A 21,268-nucleotide genomic window follows, 5' to 3' on the forward strand; every position below is an offset into this window, starting at 1 on the left:
TAGCAACAGAGCCTTTTTCTTGGGCGACGTATGAGACTTTTGAGCACGGCAGTTCGGCGCGCCCGGTCATTCGACTCATCGAGATGTCGCATCCAACCGCCCTACTTGCAGCAGTCAGTCGTGCAGAGTGGAACGGACAGAGCCGCAGCAGACATGGCCCCACACAAGGCCTGTAAGCGCTTCTTCGAAGTGAAGTGTTGACCCCCTCTTCTTACCATCCGCGCGCTTCGCTACGGCCTATCGGCGCCTTGCGCGTTCATATCCCGCAACGAAGCCCGATTGCTTGCCTGCGCGGATCAACTTAGGGGCGAGCCCTCGCGTCTAGCTTCGTTGCAGGGTGCCTAGAAGCCGGCAATCCCCCTAGAACACGCGTCGCGACATGACTGGCCAAGTCGCTAGACTCTGTCGATTCCCGCCCCTTACGCGCACCGCTGGTCGGTATTCAGTCGCAATCTCGCATGCCGACGATGCGTCGCCCCGCGCAAGTGGAGCCTCTAACGAAGATCAGAAGAGCAAACGCAATGGACAACGTCTTTGGTTTTCGCAATCGACTCATTTCCGACTATGAGTCTTTCTCACGAAGCTTTGTGCGAATCGCGGCTGCAGATATTCGTGAAGAAGTCGAGCGCCAGTATGCCGAGGGGCGCTTCTGGCCAGAACCGCTGGTGCAGATCAATCCGAACTATCGGCGCAAAGGCACCGTGCAGGAGCTTGCTGAACAAGGGCTTGTGCATCCAGCCTGCGCTGATGTATTCCGGGTCGGTAAAGCGGAAGGCAATCCCCAGGCACTTCACCTCTATGCCCACCAGTTGCAAGCCCTCGCGAAAGGTCAGGCGCAGCAAAGTTTTGTGGTGACCACAGGCACCGGCTCAGGCAAGTCGCTCTCCTTCTTCATACCCATCATTGATCGTGTTCTGAAAGCCAGGGATATAGACGACAAGGCGCGCACTCGGGCTATCGTGATTTACCCAATGAACGCGCTAGCCAACAGCCAGTTGGAAGAACTTGACAAGTTTCTGCATGGATACGCATCGGAACAGCGCCCCTTCACGGTCGCCCGCTACACCGGCCAGGAATCCTTCACTGAGCGCGATGCCATCGCAAACAATCCGCCAGACATTCTGCTTACCAACTTCATGATGCTGGAGTACATCCTCACGCGCTTCGACGATGTCGACCGGCGCGTGGTGGACCATTGCGAAGGCCTCGAATTCTTGGTACTCGATGAGCTGCATACCTACCGTGGCCGCCAGGGTTCGGACGTTGCACTTCTGGTGCGCCGGCTGCGCGAGCGCTTGAAGGCTGAAAATCTGGTGTGCATCGGGACCTCTGCCACCATGTCCAGCTCGGGCACTCAGGCGGATCGCAACCGGACAGTAGCCGAAGTAGCTGGCAGACTTTTCGGCGCGACCATCACAGAGCACGATGTCATCGGCGAAACGCTAGAGCGAATTACCAATCCCCTCAATGATGTGGAAGCCATTCGAGCAGAGCTTCCTCAGGCCATTGCGCGTGTCGACGACAGTTGGGCAAACTTTTCTGCCTTCCAAGCTGACGCCTTGGCTATATGGGTGGAGCTGAACCTAGGCATCGAGCTACCCGACAACGAGCCTCCTCGACGCGCGAAGCCAATGACGCTTCGAGAGGCCAGTAAGAGGCTCGCTACTGATGCGGGGGTCGATGAGGCCGCAGCAAGCGGCGCCTTGCAGCGTTTTCTAGTTGCCGCACATGACGTGAGAACGCCTCAGGGTCGCCCACCCTTCGCCTTCAAACTGCACCAGTTCATCAGCGGCCCCGGCAAGGTGCTAACGACGCTTGAAGCGCCTGGCAGGCGGCACCTAACGTTGGACGCACAACGCTTCGCACCAGGGCGCCAGGCCGAGGGCGTGTTTCTTTATCCTGCCCATTTTTGCCGAGACTGCGGGCAGGAATATTTTCCGACGTGGCAATCCAGGCAGCGCCCGTTCAACTTCACTCCGCGTGAGATCGATGATGTCAGCGCAGAGGATGGCGAAGACGTGCCATACGGCTTCCTGTGCCCAGTCACGCCCGGTCAGCAATATGGAGGCGGGATCGAAGACTTGCCCGAAAACTGGCTGGATTTCAGCCGCAACGACGTCAAAGTCAAGCCACCCTACAAGAATGCCGTCCCTTACCAAGCGACCATCAATGCGCGGGGTTGCGAAGGCTCGGGTGAAACCTTCTGGTTCGTTCCGGGTAAGTTTCGCTTCTGCATAAATTGCGGTGTGGCTCATGAAGCCCGGGGCAAGGATGCCAATCGCCTATCCAGTCTTTCTGGTGAAGGCCGTTCTTCGGCTACCACCATGATCGCGCTCAGTGCGCTCCAACAGCTCTTCGAATTGCCAGAACCTGATAAGGGCCAATCAGATCCCCGCAAGGTGCTGGGCTTCACTGACAACCGCCAGGACGCCGCGCTTCAAGCAGGTCATTTCAATGACTTCATCTTTCTGTTGACATTGCGTGCTGGTTTGGTAGGTGCCATGCAAGACAACGGCGGCCTGCTAAACGAAGAACAACTGGCCGAAGCAGTGTTCAAGGCACTGGGCTTCAACAAGGTGGACGAGATCACCCTCGTTGAGTACCTTCGCACTCCCAAGCTCATGGGGCTAGCACGACAGGAAGCGCAACGGACGCTGCGTTTCATCATTGCCTATAGATTGCTGCGCGACCTTCGTCGCGGCTGGCGCTTCAACAATCCGAACCTCGACCAATTGGGCTTGCTGGCTATCCGCTACCGCAGCCTTGACGAGTTCTGCGCTAATGCCGCCGCGTTTTCCAAGAACAAGGTCCTGAGCCAGTTAGACCCTGCTAGCCGCACACGACTATGCGAACTGCTGTTCGACACCCTGCGCCGTAATCTTTGTTTGGAGACGCGCTATTTGGATCCGGTGGAGCAGGACAAGGCGCGCACTAACGCCCACACCTATCTGAACGAACGCTGGGCTTTCGCTCCGGATGAAAAACTGGAGACAGGCCGCTATCTCATCCTGGGAAAACGCCCCGAGTACAAGGGAAAACCCCGTGCGGACCTTGTCACCGGAGGTCCGCGTTCCCGTCTGTTGCGGCAAGTCAAGACAGCCTCGTTCTGGCAAAACACCTCTTGCGCTTCCTTGGTCGCTAACTGGAAGGACGCGGAATGGACTGAGCTGATCGAAGCCCTGCTGCAAGTAGCCAACCAATACGGCTATGTGCAAAAGCACTCTATCGACCAGCAATTGGTTGGCTGGCGTCTAAACGCTGCAGCGCTTGATTGGTGCCTGACGGCGGCGCAACCACTCAACGAAGACACCCGCGTCAATCAGTTCTTCCGAGCGCTCTATCTGAGCATTGCCGACTTGCTGCGCGCCCCATCGCATCCCTTGTTCGAATTCGAAGCCCAGGAGCACACTGCCCAAGTCGATGCCCCACGCCGGCAGCTGCTCGAACAACGCTTTCGCTACACCGACAAGGATCGCAAGGACTGGGCAGCCAACCCCGCGCACGAAGCGCCGCTTGAGCGCCTGTCAGTGATGTTCTGCTCCCCTACCATGGAGCTCGGCGTAGACATCTCCGCCCTCAATACCGTCTACCTGCGCAACGTGCCGCCCACACCGGCCAACTACGCCCAACGCAGTGGGCGTGCGGGTCGCTCTGGACAACAGGCACTGGTCATTACCTACTGTGCAGCGCTCAGTCCTCACGATCAATGGTTCTTCCATCATGCAAACGAAATGGTGCACGGGGTCGTCCGCCCACCCACGCTTGATCTGGCCAACCGCGACCTTATCGAAAGTCACCTACAAGCTGTGTGGCTGGCCAGTGCGCAGATTGTGCTGGACCCCAGCATTGCGCCTATGCTTGACTTGGGCGAGCCCGGTAAGCCACTAAAGAAGTCCTACCACGACATCCTCAATGCCCTCGATGTCCAACAGCGTGCGCAGGCCGGCGCCCAGCGCGTAGTCGAGCAGCTACGGGCTGAGTTGGGTAGCAGTCACTGGTTCTCGTCGGACTATGTGAATCAAGTCATCCAACGGGCACCAGAGCAGTTTTCAAAAGCGCTGGAGCGTTGGCGTGTGCTTTTCGACGCCACGCGCCAGCAGATGGACATGGCAGACCAGATCGTCAAGAGTCACACTGCCTCACATAACGAACGCCAGAACGCGCAAAGGCGCTATGGCGACGCCGCGCGTCAGTATGCGGTATTGCTCAAAACCGGCAACACCCAAAGTACCGACTTCTACACGTACCGTTACCTCGCTAGCCAGGGCTTCCTGCCAGGCTACAACTTTCCGCGCCTCCCACTCATGGCCTGGATCCCCGCACGGGGCAGCATGACCGCAAACGGCAAGGATGAGGACGGCAGCATGGTCAGCCGCCCGCGCTTCCTGGCACTGTCGGAATTCGGGCCACGCAGCCTCATCTACCACCAGGGTCGCATGTACCGCGTGGTGCGGGCCAAGCTCAACGTGGGCAACGCTGACCACATCTCAAGCAACAGCCAGTTGTCCACCATCACATCCTTAGTGTGCAGCCAATGCGGCTATGGCCATCTGGGCGAACCCGGGGGCGTGCAACCACTGATCAATCGCTGCGAAAACTGCGATGCGTTGCTCACCGAACATGATTGGGTGCGCGAACTCTACCGCATTGAAACCGTCGAAACAGTACCGGTGGAGCGCATCTCTATCAACGACGAAGAGCGTCAACGTCAAGGCTTTGAGCTGCAGACGACCTATCGTTTCCTTCCTGGCCCGGATGGCTTCATCCAGCGTCAAAAGGCCGACGTCAAGCTGACTGACGATCTTCTGAGCGAACTCACCTATGCTCCCGCCGCGCGCATCTGGCGACTCAACCGCGGCTGGCGTCGCCGCAAAGCTAAGGAGCAGTTGGGTTTCTACATCAACCCAATCACCGGCACTTGGAGTAAGCAGGATGCCCCTGATGCGTCAGATGACGCCGGCAGCGACGACACTCTGCTAGACAAGGTTCCCAACCAGCGCATCGTCCCCTTCGTGGAAGACCATCGCAATTTGCTCATCCTAGCCCCGATTTTTCCCTTGTCTCTGGAAGCCATGGCCACCCTGCAAGCCGCGCTCAAACGCGGCATCGAGATGACCTTCCAGATCGAAGAATCCGAGCTGGTAGCCGAACCCCTTCCTAAGGCTGACGAGCGACGCGCTCTTCTTTTCTATGAAGCCGCAGAGGGCGGCGCCGGTGTGCTAACGCAGCTTGCCCATGACCCAGACAGCCTGGCTCAGGTGGCTAGTAACGCCCTGCGACTCCTCCACTACCGCATGCCGCAGGGGCCATGGAAGCTGGACGAACTGCCCGCTCTGGAACTCACTGACCACTTGGGCAACCACGTCTGCGAAGCCGGCTGCTACCAATGCCTGCTGTCCTACTTCAACCAGCCGGACCATGAACACATCAACCGCCGCAACCCGGACGTGCTCAAGCTGCTGGTGGCCTTGGCCAATGCCCAAGTGCATCTCAAACGGGCAGCATCCGAGGAGCCGGCCACTATGTCGGCCGACGGGCCTCTCGCGGCGTGGCTGGCCGCGCTCACTCAAGCCGGGCTGCGCCAACCCGATGCCGTGAACGTCCCAGTCAACCAGGGTACCGCCATCGCTGCCGCCCAGTACAAGGCAGTGCGTACTCTGGTTTTCTTGGCACCGGTGGACGCCATCACCACTGCCCTGCTGCAAGATAAGGGCTGGCGACTGCTCGACTTTTCCGAACCTGCTCACTGGCCCGGGATGTTCGCTGCTCATGCTGACGTTCTGAGCGCTGCGGAGTGAACCCTATGACCGTCCTCGAACACGACTTTCTTCCCGGCAATCTGGTGCGCGCCCGTGGGCGCGAATGGGTGGTGCAAAGCGACTCGCGCCGCGACTGGCTGCGCCTGCGACCACTTGGCGGGGCCGACGACGACACGATCGCCCTCATCCCTGAACTGGAATTTCAGCCCGTCGAGCCCGCCACCTTTGCCTGGCCCGACCCCGCCCGTGCCGGCAACCACGCCGCCGCCTTGTTACTGCGCGATTCGCTGCGTCTGAAATTGCGCGCCGGTGCCGGCCCCTTCCGCTCATTCGGCAACATCGCGGTCGAGCCGCGAGGCTACCAACTGGTGCCGCTGTTGATGGCGCTTCGCCTATCCACTGTGCGGCTGCTGATCGCCGACGACGTCGGCGTCGGCAAGACCATCGAAGCCGGCCTCATCGCCCGCGAGCTTATGGATCGAGGCGAAATCGCTCGGTTCGCCGTTCTGTGCCCACCGCACTTGGTGGACCAGTGGCAAGGCGAATTGGAGACCCGCTTCAACCTGCAGGCCGTAGCGCTCACCTCGGCCTCGGCAGCCCGCGTCGAGCGCGAGCTGCCGCACGGCGTGGGCTTGTTCGATCACCACCCGGTTGTCGTGGTCAGCCTGGACTACATCAAGAGCGAGCGCCACCGCGAGCATTTCCTGGCCATCGCGCCGGAATGCATCGTCGTGGACGAAGCCCATACCTGCGCCAGCAGCGGCGCCGGCAAGCAGCTGCGCTTCGAACTGTTGCAACGTCTGACACAAGACGAGCGTCGCCACCTCATCCTGCTCACCGCTACCCCGCATTCGGGCGACGAGACTGCGTTCTACAACCTGCTCTCGCTGCTGGACCCGCGCTTTGCCGCCCTACAGGGCCGCATGTCCGCCAGCGACCCGCTGCGCCAGGAACTGGCCCGCCACTTTGTGCAGCGCCGCCGCAAGGACATTTCCGAATGGCAAGCCGAAACGCAGGACGGCCGTGGTTTCCCTCGCCGCATGAAAACCGAAGTCACCTACCAGCTCAGCGGCGACTGGGGCGCCTTTTTCGATGCCGTGCAGGACTACTGCCGTGAGCTGACCGAAACCATCGAACAACAAGGCCCGGGCAGTGCCCGTCTGATCTGGTATGCCACGCTCGCCCTGCTGCGCTGCGTGGCCTCGTCGCCTGCGGCTGCGGTCAAAGCCCTCACCACCCGGTTGGAAGGCAGCCTGCTCGATGAGGACGCGCTGAGCGACGACCGCCTGTATGACGGCGAAGCCGACGACCTCGCCGGCAGCGACCTGGAGCCCGCCGCGCAGTTGCAAGACCCCAGCCACCTGCAAGTCCTGATCGCCGACGCGCACCGCCTGTCGGGCAAGGCCGGCGACCCGAAGCTGGGCGTGCTCATCCAGCACCTCGGCCCGCTGCTCAAAGACGGCTATCACCCTGTGGTGTTCTGCCGCTACATAGCCACCGCCCACTACGTGGCCGAACACCTCAAGGCGGCCTTTCCCCAGGCCACAGTGGAAGCCATCACCGGCGAACTCACGCCCGAGGAACGGCGCGAGCGCGTCGAAGACATGGCCGAAGGCGACAGCCGCATCCTGGTCGCCACCGACTGCCTCTCGGAAGGCGTCAACCTGCAGCACCTGTTTACCGCGGTCGTTCACTACGACCTGGCGTGGAATCCCACCCGCCACGAACAGCGTGAAGGCCGCGTAGACCGCTTCGGCCAACAGGCCGACGAAGTCCGCTGCACCATGCTGTACGGGCAGGACAACCCGGTCGATGGCTTTGTGCTCAACGTCATCTTGCGCAAGGGCGAGGCCATCCAGAAAGAGCTGGGCGTGCTTGTGCCGATGCCCGAAGACGAAGCCCGCATCAACCAAGCGCTGGTCAAGGCCGCGCTGATGCGGCGTGAACGCGTGGCCATCCCCTACACGCCGGATATGTTCGCTGAGGCCAACGTTGAATTGCAGCCGTTGCAAGCCCGGTGGCAAGACGCCTTGGAGAAAGCTAAGGCCAATCGCACGGTGTTCAGGCAGGGGCGTATCAAACCAGAGGAAGTGCTACCCGAGTGGCACAAGCAGCAACAGGCCCTGGGCACTCAGGCTGATGTGCAGCGCTTCCTGCAAAGTGCCTGCGTGCGGCTGGGCTCACCGCTGGAGCCCGCCCGCAAGCTGCGTCACCGCTTCTTGCCACAGCACCTGCCCGAAGCGTTGAAACTTCGCCTGGCCGATGAAGGCATCGTCGCGCCGCAGCTTATCGACTTCGACGAACTGCATCGCAGCCACCCACTGGTGGGTCTGCTGGCTGAACACCTACTGGAAGACAGCCTCTCGGGCGACCGCCCGCTTGCTGCCCGCTGCGCCGCGACCCTCACTGAGGGCGTGCAAGTCGTCACCACCGTTTACCTACTGCGCCTGCGCCATCAGCTCGGCTACGTGCGCCGGCGTGAACCATTCCAGATGATGGCCGAAGAAACCGTGGCGCTGGCCGTGCATGGCCGCAGCCAACCGCAATGGCTCAGCGACGACACGGTGGTCCGCCTGCTTGAGTGCACGCCCAGTGGCAATCTGCCTCCTGATACGGTACAGCGCGAAGTGCGCGCCGCGCTCGACTTCCTGGCCGCCCATCCGCAACAACTGCAAGCCCTGGCCGAGCAGCGTGCGCAGGCTCTTTTGGCTGACCACCAGCGTGTGCGCGAAGCCGCCCGCGACGTGGGCCACTACCACGTCAGCCCTTGCCTGCCGGTGGACGTGATGGGCGTGTACGTGCTGCTGCCCGACTCGTTGTGAGCCGCCGCCAGAGACCCAGACAATGAAAAAAGTCCGCAAAGCACTCGCTGCGCTCAACCTGCCGACACTCACGCTCGAAGGCGGCCTGTTCCTGCCTGACCAGCTCGACAAAGCCGCCCAAGGCCGAGCCAGCGGGCAAACCGAAGCCGACTACGGCACCCCAAAAGGCGTCAAGCTTAAGGACGAATACAGCCGGTCCTTCCAGATCGCCTGCGCACAATGGAAACACTTCGACGCGCAGCTCGAACGCGGCGACGTGGATGCCACCGCGCTCACTACCGCCTTCGTGCACGAGTTGCTGCGCGACGCCTTGGGCTATGCCACGCTGCAGACCGCCGAGCCGGTCAGCGTGGGTGAACGCCGCTATCCGGTGACGTTCAGCGCCCCTGGCCTCCCGGTGCTTGTGGCCCCCCACACTTTGGGCTTGGACGACGCCGACTCGCGCTTTGCCGTAGTTGGCAGCGGAAGTCGCAAGAAGTCCGCCTTCCAGGCCATGCAGGAGCTCCTCAACACCAGCCCTGGTCACCAGTGGGGCATAGTCAGCAATGGCAGGCAACTCCGCCTGTTGCGCGACGCCGCCACGCTGACCCGCCCCAGCTTTCTTGAAGTGGACCTAGCCGACTTGCTGGGGGGCGAGCGCTACGCCGAGTTCGCCAACGTCTGGCGCCTGATGCACGCCAGCCGCGCCCCGCAATCCGTGCAGGCGCCCGTGCCCGGCTCAAGCCTCTGTATGTGGGAGCGCTGGCGCGAAGTGGGACAGGTAGAAGGCACCCGCGTGCGCGAGGGCTTGCGCGAAGGGGTCACCGAAGCATTGATGATCTTTGGCGGGGGCTTCCTGCTGCACCCGGCCAACGATGCACTGCGTACCGCGCTGCACGATGGCACGCTTAGCCAAGACGCCTACTTCCAGCAACTGCTGCGCCTCATCTACCGCCTGATCTTCGTCTTCAGCGTGGAAGAGCGCGGGCTGCTGCATCCGCAGGACGACAGCCCTGCCGCCATGGCTTCCCGCCGCGCATATGCCGAGGGCTACGCCCTGGCTCGCCTGCGCGAGCGCTGCCTCAAGCGCCGCGCCCGTACCCGCTTTGACGATCACTGGCAGGCCATCCTCATCGTGTTCCGCGGCTTGGCCGAAGGTGAGCCACGACTGGCGCTGCCCGCGTTGGGCGGCCTGTTCGCGACCAGCCAGTGCCCCGACCTAGATGCGGCCAGCCTAGCCAATACTCACCTGCTTGCCGCCATGCAGCAATTGCGCTGGGCCAGTACCGGGCAGGGCCGAGCCAGCACCTTCGCCCCGGTGGACTACCGCAACATGGGTCCGGAAGAACTGGGCAGCGTGTACGAGAGCCTGTTGGAACTAGTACCGAGTATCGACCTGCCGGCACGCACTTTCGGCTTCGTGGGCCTCACTTCCGAAGGCAGTACCGCCGGCAACGCTCGTAAGCTCACCGGCAGCTATTACACGCCCGATGCGCTGGTCCAGGAGCTCATCAAGTCCGCGCTGGACCCGGTCATCGAGCAGCGCCTGGCCGCTCAACCGGTCAGCCCTATTGACGCCCTCCTCGCGATCCGCGTCATCGACCCCGCCTGCGGCAGCGGCCACTTCCTGCTGGCCGCGGCACGCCGACTGGCGGAAAAGCTGGCACAACTGCGCGCTGTGCAGGGCGGCCAGGAAGGCGCCGTCAAGCCTCAAGACTACCGCCATGCCCTACGTGAGGTCATCGCCCACTGCATCTTTGGCGTGGACCGCAACCCCATGGCCATCGAACTCGCCCGCACTGCCCTGTGGTTGGAAGGTTTCGAGGAAGGCCGCCCCCTGGGCTTCCTGGACCACCACCTGCAGGTGGGCGACGCGCTCTTGGGCCTGACCGACCTGAAGGCCCTGGAACGCGGCATCGCCAAGGACGCGTTCAAGCCGCTTTCTGGTGACGACAAGGAGACGTGTAAGCAACTGGCCAAGGCCAACGCCGCCGCCCTCAAGGATCTGGAAAAGAAGCGCACTGCCCAGGCCTTTGGCCAGCTCGACGTGACTCACCAGAGCGACAGCGGCCTAGCAGGCTTGCAAACCATTGAAGCGCTGCCCGAAAACACCACCGCCGAGATCGCCGCCAAGGAAACCGCATATCGGGCTTTCTTACAGCAGGCGCAGACTGGCCGGTTGGCTCAGGCCGCCGATCTGCTACTAGGCGCCTACTTGCTGCCCAAAGCGAGTGGTGCGCAAGACAGCGTACCAACCACCGCCACGATTTACCTCACGCTGCAAGAAAGCGCCTTGCCGGCGGACCAGCAGGGAGCCCTCGTCGCCGCCCAAGCCGCCTGTCGCCAGGCCCGCGTGCTGCACTGGCCGTTGGCCTTCCCACAGGTGTTTGCCTCGGGAGGGTTTGATTGCGTACTGGGCAATCCGCCGTGGGAGGTGACACAGATGGGTGAAGAAGAGTTCTTCGCAACGCGTGCACCGTACATCGCCGCGTTGACAGGCGAAAAACGCAAACGCGCGATTGCAGCTCTGCCCCTGGATGATCCGCGCTTGTGGACGATCTATGTTGCTGAGAGTCAGCGCATCGCAGCGGCCAACAACTTCTTTCGCGAATCCGGGCGCTATCCTCTTACTGCGGTCGGCAAGCTAAACACCTATCCGCTTTTTGCTGAGACCATCAGCCAGCTCACGCATGCACGGGGCCGCGCGGGTTTCATCGTGCCAGCGGGCATTGCTACGGACGACAGTACGAAGGGGTACTTTTCAGACCTCATTCGACGACAACGGTTGGTGAGCATTCGTTCGTTCGAAAACGAAGAGTTCATTTTCCCCGCGGTGCATCATGCTTTCCGTTTTTGTCTTTTGACACTTGGCACAACTGATCAAGCGGACTTTGTATTTTTCGCTCGGCAACCCATACAAATTCATGATGAACGGCGCCGCTTCCAGTTGACCGCTGATGAGTTCAGACGGCTCAATCCGAACACGCTCACCTGCCCCATTTTCCGCAGCCAAAGCGATGCCGAACTTACAAAGAAGCTCTACCAAGCCTCGCCGGTGCTGATCGACGAGAACCGGCCCGGTGGCAACCCCTGGGGCATTAGCTTCTCGCAAGGATTATTCAACATGACGAGCGACAGCCAGCTTTTCGCCGATGCGCCCGGCGTGGACCTGCTGCCATTGTATGAAGCCAAGATGATTCACCAGTTTGATCACCGCTGGGCTACGTACATGTCCGATGGTGAAAGTCGCGACGTCATCGAGGCAGAGAAGGCCGCCCCATCCTATGACGCGACGCCTAGATACTGGGTCAAGAAATCGGAAGTAGAGCAGCGCCTTGTCGACAAAGGTTGGACAAGCAGTTGGTTAATGGGGTGGCGCGACATCACTGGCGTTGAAAAGATTCGCACCGTCATTGCGACAGTAATACCTATGGTGGGGGTGGGGCACACCATGCCCATATTTACTACCACGCAGGAGCCTAAACGGGCGGCGGCATTGCTTGGTAACTTTGGATCGCTGGTGCTTGACTTTGCTGCCCGTGTCAAAGTCGGTGGCACCCACTTGACCTACTCCTACTTCAAGCAATTCCCCGTACTTCGTCCTGATCAGTACACCGACGCCGACCTTGCCTTCATCGTCTCGCGCGTGCTGGAACTCACCTACACCGCACACGATCTGGCGCGATGGGCTCAAGACTTGGGCTACACCGGCGGTCCCTTCGCTTTCAACTCTGAGCGGCGCGCCGTGCTGCGCGCCGAACTCGACGCCTTTTACGCCAGGCTCTACGATTTGGAGCGCGACGAACTGCGCTACATCCTTGATCCCGCCGACGTGATGGGCGCAGACTACCCCTCAGAAACTTTCAGAGTGCTCAAGAACAAGGAGCTAAGGGATTTCGGCGAATACCGCACGGGGAAGCTGGTGCTGCGCGAGTTCGACCGCATGGCGCTTGCCAAAGCGAATGACGAGCCCTACATCAGCCTCCTAAACCCGCCACCAGGCCAGCAGACACAGCCCACCTATTCCACTCACGGCATCGTCAAAGACGAGATCGATGCGCGACTGCTTGGCCTGCTGCTCGCGATGGTTCAGCAGCGGGGAAGTTCGCCGCGCCGCCATTTGACGGATGCGCTATCACTGGCCGGTCAAAGTACATTGCTCGGCACGTTCGCCGATGCGCAGGGTATCGACATCGTCGCTGAATACCAGCGTCGCCATCCTTCCATCTTCGACGCGTCCCGGCTCGCTGGCGACCGCACTCACGCCTGGCTCCGCCACCTGGAATCCGTGGGCGTGATCCGGTTTGAATCGCAGGCAGACCTGCTTGTCGCCATGCCCGGTGCCGCCGTACCCACTCATGTGCTGCTGGACGATGACACGGTCCGCATCGCAGCAGTGTTGGCGCAAGCCGCAGCAAAAGCCTCGTCCAACGCCGCCGCAATCAACGAGACACCGGCCACGGTCCCATCAGTGAAACGAGCGTGACGACAGGAGCAGCGCGATGGACGAACTGACCCAGCACTTGCCCACCGACAGACGCCATCCGCGTCTTTGGTTCGAACGCTTGGACATTTTCAGTGAGCCCGATGAAGCGCATATCTTCCGCACCATCCCTTTTCATCGCGGCCTGAATCTGGTGTGGGCCAAAGAGCCTGCGGCAGGCAGTGCACAAGGGATACGCGCCGCCGGTCACGGCGTCGGTAAGACCTCCCTATGCCTGCTGCTGCGTTTCTGCCTTGGCGAACCTTCCAAAGCGGTGACAGAACTGCGCGACGAACTTTTTGGCGAGTTTGCGCAAGGGGGCGTTGTCGCCGTCTTGCACGTGGACGGCCAGCCTTTCACGCTGTGCCGCTACTTCAACGGTCACAAGGAAGGCGTGGCCTGCGCGGGTGATGACACCGCGGACATTTGGACCCGTGCACCGGAATACGGCGATCGAGCGTTTATGAAGAAAATCGCCGACGACATGATGGACCGCGTATCCCCGCGAAGCATTCCGGAGACGGGCCAAGTTATCGAATGGAAGCATGTGCTAGCGTGGATCAGCCGGGATCAGGGTTCGCGCTTCAAGTCCTTCTTCGCGTGGAGAGATGGCGAAGGAGCACAGTTGCAGCGAAGCCGACAAGATCCACCGATCGTCATGCGGGCCGTATTGGGATTGCTGGAACAGACTGAGTTGCATCTCATGAATCGGCTGGCAACGCTGGAGCACGATCTGGAGCAGGCGGAGAAGAAGACAGACGAGCTTCTTCAGGAGCCTGTGTTAATCCGGCGTCGCATCGAGTCGAGCCTGCGAGCAAAAGGCAAGCTCCCGGAGGACTTGCCCGTTCGTGCAAATGATCTTTTTGACGACTCCGTGGAGCAGCGCATCAAGGCGGCGAATGAGGAAGCCGCATCCCGCTTGGCGCAGTGGGACGCCAGACAGGAAGACGCCGATCAAGCCGTTGCCGATTTGCGCGCGAGCTTGAAGCTTCTCCACAACGAGCAGGACAAGGTGAAGGCCGAATACGAACTCGCCGACGCTGCCAGGCGCGGCGATGAGGAGGCCTTTCGCTCCATCGGAGCCCAGCTGTTGAAACTCAGGCAACTGGCTGGTCCCTGCGAGGAAGGCAACGTGCTCTTCTCGCAGTGCCAGCATGTCCAAGCGGAAATCAGCAAGCTGGAACTTGCGAGCTTGCGCGATGCGCGCGACAAACGCAACCTACAACAAGCAATGGCGGACTCAGCCAGTCGAGCCAGCAGAGCACTCGCGCGCAAGAACGAGTTGGATGCGAAGATCAACCTGATGAGAGGCCAAGCTGAATTGTTGGAGGCCGCCCAGAAGAAAACCCGTCTCGCCAAACGAACTGCCGAAATCGAAGCGAACAAGTGGCCGGACCTTCTGGATGAACTCAATCGCTGGGAGCACACGGCAGGCTCCACTCAGGCGCAGGCGGCCATCGATTCCTCTCTGAAGAACAGCGCGCAAATCGAACAGGAACTGAATCGTGTGCGTACTCAGTTCACCGTGCTGCAACAAGACCGGTCTGAACGGGAAAAGGCACTGGCACACATCACGGATGGTCTGACGCGCCAGCTACTTCCCGAAGGTGCTTTCGGCTCATTCGACCCTCGTGACGAGAATCGGCCCTTTCGCTTGTCCCTGCGCGGCGGCGAAGCCTATCGCGTGCTGGAAGTGCTGCTGGGTGACGTCGCCTGCATGCTGGATAGCCCCAGGCCGGAAAGCGCACTACCCGGTCTATTCATCCACGACTGCCCCAGGGAGGCAGACATGAGTACAGGGCTGTACGAGAATTTCCTTTCGTTGATCGACCTCCTACAAAGAGAGCAATACGCAGGCCGCGAGCCACCGTTCCAGTACATCGTGACCACCACTACGCCACCGCCGGTCAATCTGCAGAACAGGGCTGTGTGTCTGACGCTGGATCCCAGCTCCGACAAGGAATTACTGTTTGGTCGTCGGTTTTCAGACGAGCGACAAGCAGCGATTGGTTTGACAGATTCCCCATGAGTCCGCTCCAACGCGCTCTGATCGAGAAGATCGGTCACGACAATGGCTTCGAACATGTGCTTGCGCACGACGCCGAAGCGGTGACGGTTGCCTCGGCTCGTCATCGGACTCGGGCCATGGTGTCGGTGTCCACGGTAGGTAGCTTTGATGTCCTCTTTCAGGCCACTACGCCTGCTTTGCTCTCGGAGCTGCAACGCTCATTTGGACCTTCCACAGCAGGGGTGAGTGGCTTTGCAGCGGCCACAGAAGCCGAACTCGCCTTGCTGTTACGGCGGGCGGCCAATCTATCTCAAGCACTGCCGAACCAGGCGACTCAGGATTACCAAACCGCCGTGATGGCCGAGCTGGCCCAGTTGCCGGCCGGCATTAGTGGGACGGAAGTAGAACGGCTCGTTCGCCAGCGCGTGGGACAAGCCAAGTTTCGTAGCGCCATGCTCGAATACTGGGGCGGAGCCTGCTCCGTCACAGGGGTGACAGTGCCCGCGGTTCTGCGAGCCAGCCACGCCAAGCCATGGTCCGAGTGCACATCGGATACTGAAAGGCTTGATGTGTTTAACGGCTTCTTGCTTGTTGCCAATCTCGACGCCGTGTTTGACCGTTTTCTAGTCACCTTCGATGAGGAAGGAACGCTTATGGCATCGCCTTCACTGACTCAGGAGGTATTGCAGCGTCTGGGCATCCTCCCCGGCATGCGGCTGCGCTGGATGGCTGATGCCCATCAAGCCTATCTGTCATTCCATCGAACGCGCTTTCTTCACGCGTCTTGATGTGGCGAGCTTTCGGCGCATTCCGATGTTCGTCGCACGCAGTTGGCGAAGCCGATGTCGCTACTTGGCGATTGGTTGTGCCTGACCATCGCTACCCTCTGGAATAGCTTGGCAGCGTCTTCGGCGAGATCCGCCGCAATCCACATGATTTTGTCTCGATGCGACGCCCCGATCGCATCAAACCACGCCCCCTCATCCCCATAGCAGCAACTCAGCAGAGATTGCAGTTGGGTCAGCTTGTTCTCAAGAATGTCTGACGCGTCCGGCTGGTGGTTCGCGTCGTGGGATTCGGGCGTGGTTTGCCCGGCGATAATTTGATCAGCCATTTGGTGTGCGTCCTTTCCGAGGTTTTGCACGTCACTTGGTCAGACGGTCAGGGTGTTAGCGCACCCCGGCCGTCGCCTTTTGTGCCTCACATCGACATCGCTGCGGTGTGCATCGATGTCCCGCCGTGAGGCGCGGCGGTCGTTCAAATGTAGGGAGAGAAGCGCGTCAGCGGAAGCCTCTCACGGTGAACAAATGAGGACTCGCGTCGACTTGTAGTCGCGCACGCGAAGGCAATCGCGCTGCGAGCCGCTCGCCTGCCTTAACCAGCCCCCGCGGCCCACGCCTCCACCCGCTGCACCAACGCATCCCGCCGCGCCACCACCTCCGCCAGCAGGTACTGCCGCGCCTGCTCTTGCGCCACGTCGCTCGACAGAAACCACTGCTCACGCTCGGCGCTGCCTTGCGGTGGCGGGGTGCCCCACCCTGCTTCGCCGTTGGCGCCTCTGAACGCTTCGGTCATGGGCAGGCGGCCGTCGGTCTTGCCGATGCCCGACAGCGCATCGGGCGGGCCGTCGAGCGCGATGCGCACGTGCACGACGCTCTCGCCTTCGGTGCGGATCGATGCGCCCAGGCCGCCCTCGCGGTGCACGCGCCACAGCTCGGCTGCGGAGGCGTTGCGGACCCAGCTCTCCAGGGCTCGGACCAGGCTCTCGAGAATGATTTGTTGGTTCATGAGGAATATTTCACACGTTTCTGTCTGGTGTCGGCAAGCGGCCACGGTGCGATGGGGCCAAAAAGCCGTTGTAACTTCTTGCCTTGGCGCCTGCGCTATATTTCTTGGCATGGAAAAGGCATCCGACATAGGCAAACCCACGGTTCCGATCGATCTGATCGGGCCGGAGCATTGGGTCCGTTCACGGCGCGGCCCTCGCCGTACGACGAAGGTGCTCTTTATCTTGCTCGGCGGGCTCGCAGCAGCCACAGCAGTGGCTTACAGCTTCTTCGGCGCGGGGCGCTGAACACAAGCAAGCAAACAAGCAAGCCGCCCACGCCTCCACTGATTCACTCACTCGCTCACCGCGAGCCGCACAAGGCAAAGCCCGCTGTCCGTTGATCCAACGGGCAGCGGGCTTTTCTCTTTGTGCGCATGGCGCTACTGCAGCCGCGAGCCGCGCGGCAGGCGCCTGGCCAGCCATTCGTGCACGTCCGCGCGGATGTTGCGGCCTTCGAGCAGGAAGTTCTCGAAGCGGCTCGGCACGTACGGCAGGTAGACCAGCGGCATGCCCGCTTCTTCGGGCGTGCGCGCGGCCTTGCGGTTGTTGCAGACGGCGCAGGCGCTGACAAGGTTGGTCCAGCTCCACGGGCCGCCGCGCGACTCGGGCATGACGTGTTCGCACTGCAGGTCGCGGTCGGCGAACACCTGTGCGCAGTAGGCGCAGGTGTGGCGGTCGCGGCGCAGCAGCTTGGCCTTGGTCACGCCGGGCACGACGTCGAAGAGGTTGATCTTCGACGCACCGCGCAGCGCGATGATGGGCGCCACGTCGATGCGCGACTGCACACCGCGCGCCACGTTGAAGCCGCCGCGCAGCGTGGCCAGCGGCAGAGCGCCGTCTTCCCAGGCCACGTTGCCGGTGGCGTAGCGCAACACCGCCTGCTCCAGCGAGATCCAGGCTTGCGGCGTGCCCTGAATATCGAGTTGCAGGACGTGTGAATGCATGACGAATCGCCTCCCTTCGCGGCGATGGCTTGTGTTGAACGGATGGGGTGCACGAACGGAGTCGAACCGTTGTCAGCGGGACCACAACCCGCGGCTCTGCCATTGAGCTACACGCACCATTGAAAAGAAGAAACAGAAAACGAGCAGTGCTGAGCTGCTACCACTCGCCCGACGCGCGCACGCGCTGGTCGAGGTCGAGGCTGTCGAGCGACGCCTCGCTGCCGCCCGGCAATGCCGATGCGCGATCGGCCACGTAGCGCGGCCCGAGCCCCACGCCGAAGCGCTGGGCCAGCGACCACACCATGTGCCTGCGCGGCAGCGGCGCCGGGTGCACGGCGATCATCCGGATCGGTGTGTTGCGCTTGCGCATGAGGGCCTCCTTGGTGGGTAACGAAAAAAGAAAGTAATGACTTGAAAAATGTCCGGTGACGGGTTCCGGCGCCGCCCTATCTTTGCGGCCGGTTTCCGCGGGCGGGCCACGCGTTGGCATGGCCCGGTCCCGCTCGGGTGTGGTCCGTGTGGCAGGAGTTGAACCTGCGACCCTCTGGTCCCAAACCAGATGCGCTACCAGGCTGCGCCACACACGGAAGAAAAACAAAAGAAGCCTGCCGCGCTTCCATTTCGGTTGTGTCCTCACGCGACGGGCCGCGCGCTGGGCGCGGCCCCGTCGAACGTCGCTGCACAGGAGTGATCAACTCATGCACATCCCGCCAGACCGTCGACGCGGCAATTTCTGGCGGTGGGGTGAAGGCACACCCGAAATGGAAAAGCGGCAAAAACAAAAAGGCCCGGAACCTTGCGGTGTCCGGGCCTCTTTGCGAGAGAGCTTGAGAGATGCGCGCCTACGCGCGACCTCCACCCGGGGGCACCTGATGAGCCTCGAACTGACCACCCACGCGCAGACGGGCTGCGGCTTTGGCGGCGTACGCGGTGTTCAGATGCGAAGACAACGACAGGGGCGACGGCATGTCGAAACCATGGCAGAACCCGACGCGCACGAGCGGTCGGCCCGAAGCGGGTCGATGGCTGGTGAGGGTCAGTGCGGTGTTCACGATGGTTCCTGGTCAAAAATTGCCGCTGTCGGCTGTAAGGGGTTGGAAAAAAGGGACGGCTTGTGCCGTGAATTGGAGGCAACTGTAAAGAGTGTTTACGGCGACGTCAACAACCGGGACAATCTTTTCTTGTCTTGTTGTTGTTTTTGAACAGTGCCCCATACCACCGTCGCGCGCCGCCGCAATGCGCTTGTGCTGCATCGCCGCTTTCTCGAGGACGCCGTCGCGGCGGGCCTGCCCGCCAAGGGGCTCGACCAGGCGTTCGCGCGCAAGCTCGAAATCTCTCCGAGCATGTGGAGCCAGATCAAGAGTGCGCGGCCCATCGGCGACAAGCTCGCACGGCAGATCGAACGGCATTGCGACGTGGCCGCCGGCTGGCTCGACGAAGACAACACTGCGTCTTCAGAAGCACCGCCCGATGCGGCGGAAGAGCGCTTCGTGGCCGCCGCGCGTGACGCGTGGCGACAGGCCAATGCGAAGGGAAAGCGGGAACTCAGCGGCTGGCTGAAGAAGCACGCGCTGGAGAAGAAGGCGCTGGAGCCTGCCGACGGCGCTGCGCCGGCGCCCTAGCCTTGCTCAGGCCTTCAGGCCTTGCCAGCGGGCTCGGCAGCAGCCAACGCCGGCGCATCGCGCAGGATGGCCGCGCGCATGTCGTCCGGCACGGCGATGGCGCGGTGGGTGTCGAGCGAGGTCGTCACCAGCACCTGACGCACCTGCATGCGCACCTCGCCCGAGGTGGGCTCGAAGCAACGCAACAACAGCGTGATCGAGCGCGAGCCCAGCTGCGCCACCGAGAGGCCGAGCATCACGCGGTCGCCCATGCGGCTCACGGCGCGGAAGTCGGCGTCGAGCTTCACGGTCGGCAGGCCGACGCGGCGCTCGCCGATCAGTGCGTGGTAGCCCACGCCGAGCCCCTCGCTCACCCAGTCTTCGACCAGGCCGTTGAGCATCACGAAGTACTGCGGATAGAAGACGATGCCCGCCGGGTCGCAGTCGGAAAATCGGATCAGGCGCGGGCGCTGGAACTCCACACCACCGCCCTCGCCGCTCATGCGCGGTCCTCGACCGCGCCGTCGCCGCGCATCACGTGCACGCGCAGCAACCCGAGCTGGTTGTGCATCTGCTTGACGGTCTTCATGTCCAGGCCCGAGAACATCTCGAGGATCCACTGCTCGTGCTCGGTGGCCATGGCTTCGAAGGCGTTGCGGCCTTCGGGCGTGAGGCTCACGATCCAGGCGCGGCGGTCGTCGGGGCTGGGCGCGCGCGCCACCATGCCTTCGCGCTCGAGTTCGTCGGTCAGGCCGGTGACGTTGCCGCCGGTGACCATCAGGTAGCGCGAGAGCACGCGCATCTTCAGGCCGTCTTCGTAGCGGTACAGCTGGGCCATGTAGTCGAAGCGCGCCAGCGAAATGCCGAAGCGCTCGCGCAGCCGGCGCCGGATCTCGGCCTCGATCTGCGTGGTGCTCGCGAGCATGCGCAGCCACAGCTTGAGCATGGCGTGGTCTTCATGGCCGGCGCGGGCTTCGTGGCCGAGTTCTTCGGCGTCGCTCAGCACGGCGTGGGAGGCATCGTTGCGACTCATGTGACTTCTCCTCCGGAAACGGAGATCGACTGGCCCGTGACCGAGGCGGCGCCTTCGCCGCACAGCCAGCGCACGGCGTCGGCCACTTCGGCCGGCTGCACGATGCGCTTTTGCGGGTTCACGCTGGAGAACTCGGCCAGCGCATCGGCTTCGCTGCGGCCGGTCTTGCCGACCACGTTGGCGACGCTGTTGCGCAGGATGTCGGTGTCGGTGTAGCCCGGGCACACGGCGTTCACGGTGATGCCCTTGCGCGCCACTTCGAGCGCCAGCGCACGCGTGAGGCCGATCACGCCGTGCTTGGCCGCGGTGTAGGCCGACACGTAGGCGTAGCCCTTCTGGCCCGCCGTGCTGGCGATGTTGACGATGCGGCCCCAGCCGGCGTCGAGCATGTCGGGCAGCGCGGCCTGCGCGCACAGGAAGCTGCCGGTGAGATTGACCGACAGCATGCGCTGCCACAGCTCGACCGAGGTCTTCAGGAACGGCGCGCTCTCGGCGGCGCCCGCGTTGTTGACCAGCACGGTCACCGCCCCGCGTTCGGCCCGCGCCTGCGCGAAGGCCGACTGAACAGCCTCCGGGTCGGCCACGTCGGCCGCCACCACGCCGTGGCCGCTGCCCGCCAGGGTCTCGGCCACGCGCTGCAGGGCCTGCGCATCGCGGCCCAGCAAGGTCAGCACGGCCCCCTGGGCAGCGAGGGTGCGGGCGATCTCTGCGCCGATGCCGCGAGCGGCGCCGGTGACGAGGGCATGACGGCCAGTGAGCGAATTTGTGTGCATACCTGAATGGTTTAGTTCTGAATCATTTTAGCCATTTG

At 62.2% G+C, this 21,268-nt stretch carries 15 protein-coding genes and 2 tRNA genes; 8 read left to right on the forward strand and 9 right to left on the reverse strand.

Annotated elements, in window-relative coordinates; genetic code table 11:
- The first annotated feature begins 521 nt into the window (after positions 1 to 521).
- The 5 genes from AC1RAD_RS20415 to AC1RAD_RS20435 are packed head-to-tail and all read left to right on the forward strand — an operon-like array spanning position 522 to position 15,839.
- Positions 522 to 5,798, forward strand: a complete 5,277-nt coding sequence (locus AC1RAD_RS20415) for a DEAD/DEAH box helicase (RefSeq protein WP_492736843.1) — start codon at positions 522 to 524, stop codon at positions 5,796 to 5,798.
- A 5-nt stretch (positions 5,799 to 5,803) separates the two neighbouring features.
- Complete coding sequence (locus AC1RAD_RS20420; RefSeq protein WP_492736845.1) at positions 5,804 to 8,581, forward strand: DUF8741 domain-containing protein; 2,778 nt, start codon at positions 5,804 to 5,806, stop codon at positions 8,579 to 8,581.
- 22 nt (positions 8,582 to 8,603) lie between these two features.
- Positions 8,604 to 13,046 carry an Eco57I restriction-modification methylase domain-containing protein gene (locus AC1RAD_RS20425; protein ID WP_492736847.1) on the forward strand — a complete coding sequence of 1,481 codons (4,443 nt, stop codon included), beginning with the start codon at positions 8,604 to 8,606 and terminating at the stop codon, positions 13,044 to 13,046.
- A 16-nt stretch (positions 13,047 to 13,062) separates the two neighbouring features.
- The gene (locus AC1RAD_RS20430) at positions 13,063 to 15,072 is read left to right on the forward strand and encodes a hypothetical protein (protein WP_492736849.1); all 2,010 of its coding nucleotides are present in this window, start codon (positions 13,063 to 13,065) and stop codon (positions 15,070 to 15,072) included.
- Positions 15,069 to 15,839 carry an HNH endonuclease gene (locus tag AC1RAD_RS20435; RefSeq protein ID WP_492736851.1) on the forward strand — a complete coding sequence of 257 codons (771 nt, stop codon included), beginning with the start codon at positions 15,069 to 15,071 and terminating at the stop codon, positions 15,837 to 15,839. The genes AC1RAD_RS20430 and AC1RAD_RS20435 overlap by 4 nt, the downstream gene beginning before the upstream one ends.
- Here AC1RAD_RS20435 and AC1RAD_RS20440 read toward each other — a convergent pair.
- Positions 15,827 to 16,165: a hypothetical protein gene (locus AC1RAD_RS20440; protein WP_492736853.1), complete on the reverse strand. Its 339-nt coding sequence runs from the start codon at positions 16,163 to 16,165 to the stop codon at positions 15,827 to 15,829. The two genes, AC1RAD_RS20435 and AC1RAD_RS20440, sit on opposite strands and share 13 nt — an antisense overlap.
- A 260-nt stretch (positions 16,166 to 16,425) precedes the next feature.
- Positions 16,426 to 16,839 carry a hypothetical protein gene (locus AC1RAD_RS20445; protein ID WP_492736855.1) on the reverse strand — a complete coding sequence of 138 codons (414 nt, stop codon included), beginning with the start codon at positions 16,837 to 16,839 and terminating at the stop codon, positions 16,426 to 16,428.
- A 109-nt stretch (positions 16,840 to 16,948) separates the two neighbouring features.
- On the opposite strand from AC1RAD_RS20445, the gene AC1RAD_RS20450 reads away from it, so the two are divergent.
- Positions 16,949 to 17,125, forward strand: a complete 177-nt coding sequence (locus AC1RAD_RS20450) for a hypothetical protein (protein ID WP_157627325.1) — start codon at positions 16,949 to 16,951, stop codon at positions 17,123 to 17,125.
- 134 nt (positions 17,126 to 17,259) lie between these two features.
- On the opposite strand, the gene AC1RAD_RS20455 is transcribed toward AC1RAD_RS20450, so the two are convergent.
- The 4 genes from AC1RAD_RS20455 to AC1RAD_RS20470 all read right to left on the reverse strand — a co-directional run bounded on the left by AC1RAD_RS20455 (position 17,260) and on the right by AC1RAD_RS20470 (position 18,410).
- A complete protein-coding gene (locus tag AC1RAD_RS20455; RefSeq protein ID WP_492736857.1) occupies positions 17,260 to 17,823 on the reverse strand; it encodes an HNH endonuclease in 564 nt (187 codons plus the stop codon).
- A gap of 43 nt (positions 17,824 to 17,866) precedes the next feature.
- Positions 17,867 to 17,940: transfer RNA gene (locus AC1RAD_RS20460), tRNA-His, on the reverse strand.
- Between the two features lie 40 nt (positions 17,941 to 17,980).
- The gene (locus AC1RAD_RS20465) at positions 17,981 to 18,193 is read right to left on the reverse strand and encodes a short-chain dehydrogenase (RefSeq protein WP_487848917.1); all 213 of its coding nucleotides are present in this window, start codon (positions 18,191 to 18,193) and stop codon (positions 17,981 to 17,983) included.
- A gap of 140 nt (positions 18,194 to 18,333) precedes the next feature.
- Positions 18,334 to 18,410 (reverse strand) — tRNA-Pro (locus tag AC1RAD_RS20470).
- Positions 18,411 to 18,521: 111 nt separating this feature from the next.
- Here AC1RAD_RS20470 and AC1RAD_RS20475 point away from each other — a divergent pair.
- Entirely contained in the window at positions 18,522 to 19,025 is a 504-nt protein-coding gene (locus AC1RAD_RS20475) for a hypothetical protein (RefSeq protein ID WP_492736859.1), read from the forward strand.
- 3 nt (positions 19,026 to 19,028) lie between these two features.
- On the forward strand, positions 19,029 to 19,445 hold the full coding sequence (locus AC1RAD_RS20480) for a hypothetical protein (protein WP_492736861.1): 417 nt from the start codon (positions 19,029 to 19,031) through the stop codon (positions 19,443 to 19,445).
- A gap of 14 nt (positions 19,446 to 19,459) precedes the next feature.
- On the opposite strand, the gene AC1RAD_RS20485 is transcribed toward AC1RAD_RS20480, so the two are convergent.
- From AC1RAD_RS20485 to AC1RAD_RS20495, 3 genes are read right to left on the reverse strand one after another with little or no spacing between them, the layout of a single operon-like run.
- A complete protein-coding gene (locus AC1RAD_RS20485) occupies positions 19,460 to 19,927 on the reverse strand; it encodes an acyl-CoA thioesterase (protein ID WP_492736863.1) in 468 nt (155 codons plus the stop codon).
- Positions 19,924 to 20,457, reverse strand: coding sequence for a MarR family winged helix-turn-helix transcriptional regulator (locus AC1RAD_RS20490; protein WP_062473285.1), 534 nt, complete (start codon positions 20,455 to 20,457; stop codon positions 19,924 to 19,926). The genes AC1RAD_RS20485 and AC1RAD_RS20490 overlap by 4 nt, the downstream gene beginning before the upstream one ends.
- Positions 20,454 to 21,230 carry an SDR family NAD(P)-dependent oxidoreductase gene (locus AC1RAD_RS20495; RefSeq protein ID WP_139702005.1) on the reverse strand — a complete coding sequence of 259 codons (777 nt, stop codon included), beginning with the start codon at positions 21,228 to 21,230 and terminating at the stop codon, positions 20,454 to 20,456. The genes AC1RAD_RS20490 and AC1RAD_RS20495 overlap by 4 nt, the downstream gene beginning before the upstream one ends.
- Positions 21,231 to 21,268 lie beyond the last annotated feature (38 nt).

The sequence above is a fragment of the Variovorax sp. GW823-FHT04B03 genome, from assembly GCF_058796495.1.